Annotated in this window: 6 protein-coding genes; 4 read left to right on the top strand and 2 right to left on the bottom strand. The window is 40.9% G+C overall.

Translation table 11 applies throughout. The features are described from left to right. The 4 genes from ACEW8O_RS23425 to ACEW8O_RS23410 form a co-directional block, all read left to right on the top strand. A partial coding sequence (locus ACEW8O_RS23425; RefSeq protein WP_373497055.1) for a DM13 domain-containing protein occupies positions 1 to 334 on the top strand: 334 nt, incomplete at its 5' end. 44 nt (positions 335 to 378) lie between these two features. Then, the gene (locus ACEW8O_RS23420) at positions 379 to 1,248 is read left to right on the top strand and encodes a hypothetical protein (RefSeq protein WP_373497054.1); all 870 of its coding nucleotides are present in this window, start codon (positions 379 to 381) and stop codon (positions 1,246 to 1,248) included. Further along, positions 1,245 to 1,907: a Crp/Fnr family transcriptional regulator gene (locus ACEW8O_RS23415; RefSeq protein ID WP_373497053.1), complete on the top strand. Its 663-nt coding sequence runs from the start codon at positions 1,245 to 1,247 to the stop codon at positions 1,905 to 1,907. Before ACEW8O_RS23420 ends, ACEW8O_RS23415 begins: the two co-directional genes overlap by 4 nt. A gap of 11 nt (positions 1,908 to 1,918) precedes the next feature. Beyond that, on the top strand, positions 1,919 to 2,359 hold the full coding sequence (locus ACEW8O_RS23410; RefSeq protein ID WP_373497052.1) for a DM13 domain-containing protein: 441 nt from the start codon (positions 1,919 to 1,921) through the stop codon (positions 2,357 to 2,359). An 83-nt stretch (positions 2,360 to 2,442) separates the two neighbouring features. On the opposite strand, the gene ACEW8O_RS23405 is transcribed toward ACEW8O_RS23410, so the two are convergent. Both ACEW8O_RS23405 and ACEW8O_RS23400 read right to left on the bottom strand, forming a co-directional pair. Then, entirely contained in the window at positions 2,443 to 3,909 is a 1,467-nt protein-coding gene (locus tag ACEW8O_RS23405; RefSeq protein WP_373497051.1) for an ATP-binding protein, read from the bottom strand. A gap of 29 nt (positions 3,910 to 3,938) precedes the next feature. Beyond that, complete coding sequence (locus ACEW8O_RS23400) at positions 3,939 to 4,637, bottom strand: response regulator transcription factor (RefSeq protein ID WP_373497050.1); 699 nt, start codon at positions 4,635 to 4,637, stop codon at positions 3,939 to 3,941. Positions 4,638 to 5,008: the final 371 nt, after the last annotated feature.

The raw sequence follows: 5,008 nt of genomic DNA, 5'->3' as shown, positions 1-5,008 counted from the left end.
GCGCTCGGGAACTTTCACAGATCAAAACGGCGCAGGAAGTGCGGGAACGGCTTCAATCGGGTCAGACAGTCAAGGAACTGTATTTCTGGCATTCAACAGTGCTTTCAGGACGGCTTTGGGAACAGGTACTGTAACCGTGTTTCTGTCTACTTCCGATACATTTACCCCTGATCCGGCCAATGGCAATCCCAATTTATTGTTGGTCGGTCCTGTTCGAAATGCTGGGGAAAACTTCTTTAGGATACCGTCCGGAACAAATTTAGGAAAGTATTCCCATGTGATTCTTTGGTGTGGATCGGTTGGGGTTCCTTTTGGAAATGCAAGGTTGCAATAATTAACCAAAGGCCCTGATTAGCAGGGATACTTAACTCTCCAATCATGAAAAACATGAAATTCTTCCAGATTTTGGCATTGGTGTTTGTTGTCCAAGAAGTCAGTGGTCAGAGCGGATGGACCAAATCAAAAGGAGAAGGGTTTTTCCAGACCTCATTTTCTACTTTCAATTCCAAAGATTACTTCACCCTTGATGGAGAAAAACTGGTTACCAACAGGTTTCACCAGCAAAGCATTGTCTTTTATGGGGAATATGGGGTTACGGATAAATTCACCATCATTACCAATTTGCCTCTGCAGAACTTCAATGGTTTTGAAACTACCGAGACTGTTTCTGGCCTTGGAGACCTGAGAGTGGAATTCAAACATGCTTTGTTGAAAAAATATTTCCCATTGGCCATAAGCGTCGCTCCCGAAATCCCCATAGGCCGGGCCAATAATTTTGCAAACAGCACAGTCAATGATTTTGATAGAATCAATCTTCCGAGTGGCGATGGCGAATTCAACGTCTGGACTACTTTGGCAACATCATTTGCATTGGGGGATTCCCCATTTTATGGATCCCTATTTGGGTCTTACAATTACAGGACACAATATGATGGGATTTCATTCAGTGATCAGATTGCAGTTGGGGTGGAATTGGGCTATAAGATTGCTGATATGGTTTGGTTCAATGTGCGGATGAATGGCCTGACCTCTATTGATGAAATTACCGAAGTGGCAGATTTTGTAAGGGGTGACGGCACAGAATACACCAGCTACAGTTTAGGTCTAAGTGCTCCGGTCTATAAGGATTTCCACTTAAGTCTTACATACCGCAATTTCACTGACCTCCTGTTTCAAAGAAAAAACATCTACTCAGCAGGAGTCTTTGGAATTGGTGTCTTTTATAACCTTAAACCTCCTACAAAATGAATGACATCAATAAAATATTAGACTATACCTCAGAAAAAAGCACCTATCCCAATGGTTTGATGTTTCTGCCATTCAAAAAACTGGGGAAATTCCAAACGCTTTACCATCAGGGGGAATTGGCAAACAAGCTTTTCCTGGTCAAAAGCGGTTCTGTGAAACTTTGTGAATTAGTTGTGTCCGGTAATCAGGTTATCCATGACATCAAGACTGAAGGACAAATATTCGGAGAATGGGATGCCTTATTCCATCCTGAAGTGTATTTTAATAAGTCGGCCATTGCACTCTCTGATGCTACCGAAATCCATTATATAAAGCTCTCGGAAATCAATTTTGACAATGTTCCCAACTTGGTTTCCGGTTTTTCAAACCTTGTTTTGGAAGATTTCAAAAAAATAAAACTCCGGCACCAAAGGCTATTAAACAACAATGCCGCTTATCGTATCAAAGAAACGCTCCTAAACCTTGCCCAAAAAGCAGGTCAGAAATTTGGAGATGAAACTTTGCTGAAAATATGGCTGTCTCATGATGACATTGCAAAACTTGCGGATACCAGCCGGCAAACAGTGACTGCAGTCATGAATGAACTTAAAAACAAAAAGAAAATCATTTATTCAAGAGACCGGATTCTATTCAGAAGCCTGTCAAATTTTCACAATTAAACCAATTCAACATGAGAAATTTAAGTATGATCTTAGTTTTGATGACAGGTTTTCTGTTGTCTTGTGATAAAATGTCGGAAGAAATTCCCATGGATGATCCTGTTCTGGTCACCGGTCCGCTAGAAGTGCTCAAGAGCGGCACCTTATCAAATCAGAGCGGAGCAGGGACGAGGGGAACAGTTCAACTTGTAAAAGACCAAGCGGGAAAATTTTATATTTCCCTGAGTGAAAATTTCACGACAAAGTTTTCCACCGGTACGGTCACTGTATACCTATCTACCTCTTCTTCATTGAGATTAAATGAAAGTGGAAGTTTTCAGTTGTTGGGATTGGCAAATAGGCCCGGTGCACATTTCTATGAACTTCAGGGCAATAAAGACGAAAAGTTTACACACTGTATCATCTGGTGCGGAGCAGCCGCCATTCCTTTTGGAAATGCCCTACTGGAATAACATTTTGTTTGGTTTGTTTATTTGTCAAAATGGGGGATGAGGATTCATCTCCCTTTTTTGTTTATTTCAAGAGGGGAGTTTAATTAATTGGACCGCATCGGATCAAGTACAAAAACAAATTCGGTAAAAGTGGCAGAATCTGAAAAGACCTGGATGCTTGAATTGTGGACTTCCAATATCTTTTTGACAATTGCCAAACCCAAACCGGAGCCTTCAATTCCTTTTTTGTCCCTATCGACCATATAATACCGCTCAAAGAGTAAATCCAAATCTTTCTGGGGTATTCCCGGACCTGTATTTTTGATACTCACACAGACTTTGTAGGTGGTCTCGCAATAAAAAGCTTTGAGGGTTATCTTTCCGTTTTCGGGAGCATATTTGACAGCGTTGTCAATGAGGTTTTGGATTACCCTATCCAATAAATAAAGATCTGCTTCCACCACAGGAAGTGAAGGGGAAATGTCTGCGATAAGGTCTATTTTTTTGGCTTTTGCCAAAAGTTCAAACTTAAGGCAAGCGTCAAAAAGCAATTCCTGAATCCGGAAAGGCTCTAATTTCAACTGCATCTGACCCGATTCAAGTTTGGACAACTCAAATAAATCCGCCACGAGTTTGGTGAGCCGGTCTGAGGAATCAGAGATGATTTTCAGGTATTGCTCCCTTTCAGATTCAGTGATCTGATCACCCTTGATCATCATGGTCTCGACATATCCGTTGATCACGGCCAAAGGATTACGGAGATCATGGGATACATTGGCGATCAATTCCCGCCTTAGGCTATCCACTTTTTTGAGTTCGTCCATATTATGAAGGATATTGTCCGCCATGTTGTTGAATGTAGAGGCAAGTAATGAAAGTTCAGAGTTGGTCTTCATTTCGGGAATTCTTACCTGAAAGTCTCCATCTTTAAACTTACTCACCATTTTGACTATCTCTCGAAGGTTTTTGGTAAGAAGTGCAGTCAGGATTAATCCTATCAATAATGCAACCACCATGGTCACCAGAAAAGATTCCAAAGTCAATTTAAGCCAATAACTACCCAATAGACCTGCTGCCACCTCCTCAAATTTTTCACTTGCCAAGGTGATATATACATAACCTAGAAGTTTTCCATCTTCGATAACTGAGGTAGCCGAAAAAATAGTCTGATAGCCATTTGCCCTGGGGTCATCTCCTAAAATAAACTTAGCTCCTCGTGATTCTATAAATTCTTTTACAGGATTGATATCGACTCTTTTGAGTTTGACCTTGGAATCCAATACCACAAAAGACAGTATTTCCCCATTAGGATCTAGGAGAAACACTTCAATACTTGGATTGACAGCCATCATGGAATGCATGATAACCCCCAAAGCTTCCTCATTTACCTCTCCGTCTTTGAATGGGGGAGCTTCTTTGACCAGGTATTCAGCGACTGAGGCATTCAGTTTTTGGGTAGTTTCCAGAAAATAGTTTTTAGAAGCAATGGTTGTGATCAGGATGTAGGTAAAGCCCACCACCATCATCACAAGGGTGAAAACCAAAGAAATTCTCCAATATAGACTTTTCATACAATCATATTTTTATTGCAAAAAGGGTTTTACCATTCGTCATTAAAGCGATAGCCGATGCCCCAGGTGGTCAGTATAAAGTTTGGATTATTGGCATCAATCTCGATTTTTGACCTCAAGCGGTTGATATGGGCATTGACGGTGTGTTCATAGCCACTGAAGTCATATCCCCAGATCAGTTCCAAAAGCTCCGACCTGCTGTAACTCCTGCCCGGACTTCTGGCCAATAGCATCAGCAGGTCAAATTCTTTGGGAGTCAGGTCAATTCTCTTTTGGTTTAATAGGACTTTTCTCCTTTTTTCATCTATCTCCAGGTTTTCAAACTTTACGGCATCCTCATTTTTATTCCTCAAAAAAACAAATTGGTCCTGCCTTCTCATAATGGCTTTTACCCTCGCAATAAATTCCCTGATTTTGAAAGGCTTGGTGATGTAATCATCAGCACCGGATTCCAATCCCATCACTTTATCAATTTCTTCGGATTTGGCTGTGATCATCAGGATAGGGGTGAAATTATCCAGTGCCCTGAGCTTTTGACAGATGCTTATACCGTCCATTTCCGGAAGCATGATATCAAGGATTATCAGGTCAAACAAACCCGAGGAGGCTAGTTCATACCCAAGTCGACCATTGTTTGAAACCTGGATCTGATAGCCCAAGTCCTTGAGATGAATCTGAATGAGTTGGCTGATGTTTGGGTCATCTTCGACTACCAGTACCTTTTTCATAATTGACATCTTGTAAATTCAGATAAAAATAAATCGAAATATTCACGAAAGTATCACGAAAGGAGAGGATAGTATTTTTCTTCCCATTAATTATGCAAGACAAAAAATAATCTGTCGGTTTTCAACAAAAGAAGTCCATAAACAAGGAACTAGTTTTCTACATATATTTGGCCTGCAGGTAGGCCAATTCCGATTTATTGGCACCCATGCAGAATATGACAAAATAAAAGACATCCCCGTCTGGGTATAGTTTAAGAGTTTGACTTATCGGAGTTTGCAACTTCCCCCTCTAGGAGTAGACTCCACCTTTCATCTTTTGGGGACAGTGGACGTTGGGTGTAATTTGCAATTACACCCTCATAGTTTTTTGG

The organism is Aquiflexum sp. (assembly GCF_041749095.1).
In the GTDB taxonomy this organism is placed as follows: Bacteria; Bacteroidota; Bacteroidia; order Cytophagales; family Cyclobacteriaceae; genus Aquiflexum.
The sequence above is the reverse complement of the archived record's forward strand: the minus strand, read 5'-3'. Positions and strand labels throughout refer to the sequence as shown.

Bases quoted from the DNA above. Each gene is read 5' to 3' on its own strand.
- ACEW8O_RS23400 (WP_373497050.1), bottom strand. From the start codon at position 4,637: ATGAAAAAGGTACTGGTAGTCGAAGATGACCCAAACATCAGCCAACTC.
- ACEW8O_RS23405 (WP_373497051.1), bottom strand. From the start codon at position 3,909: ATGAAAAGTCTATATTGGAGAATTTCTTTGGTTTTCACCCTTGTGATG.
- ACEW8O_RS23420 (WP_373497054.1), top strand. From the start codon at position 379: ATGAAAAACATGAAATTCTTCCAGATTTTGGCATTGGTGTTTGTTGTC.
- ACEW8O_RS23415 (WP_373497053.1), top strand. From the start codon at position 1,245: ATGAATGACATCAATAAAATATTAGACTATACCTCAGAAAAAAGCACC.
- ACEW8O_RS23410 (WP_373497052.1), top strand. From the start codon at position 1,919: ATGAGAAATTTAAGTATGATCTTAGTTTTGATGACAGGTTTTCTGTTG.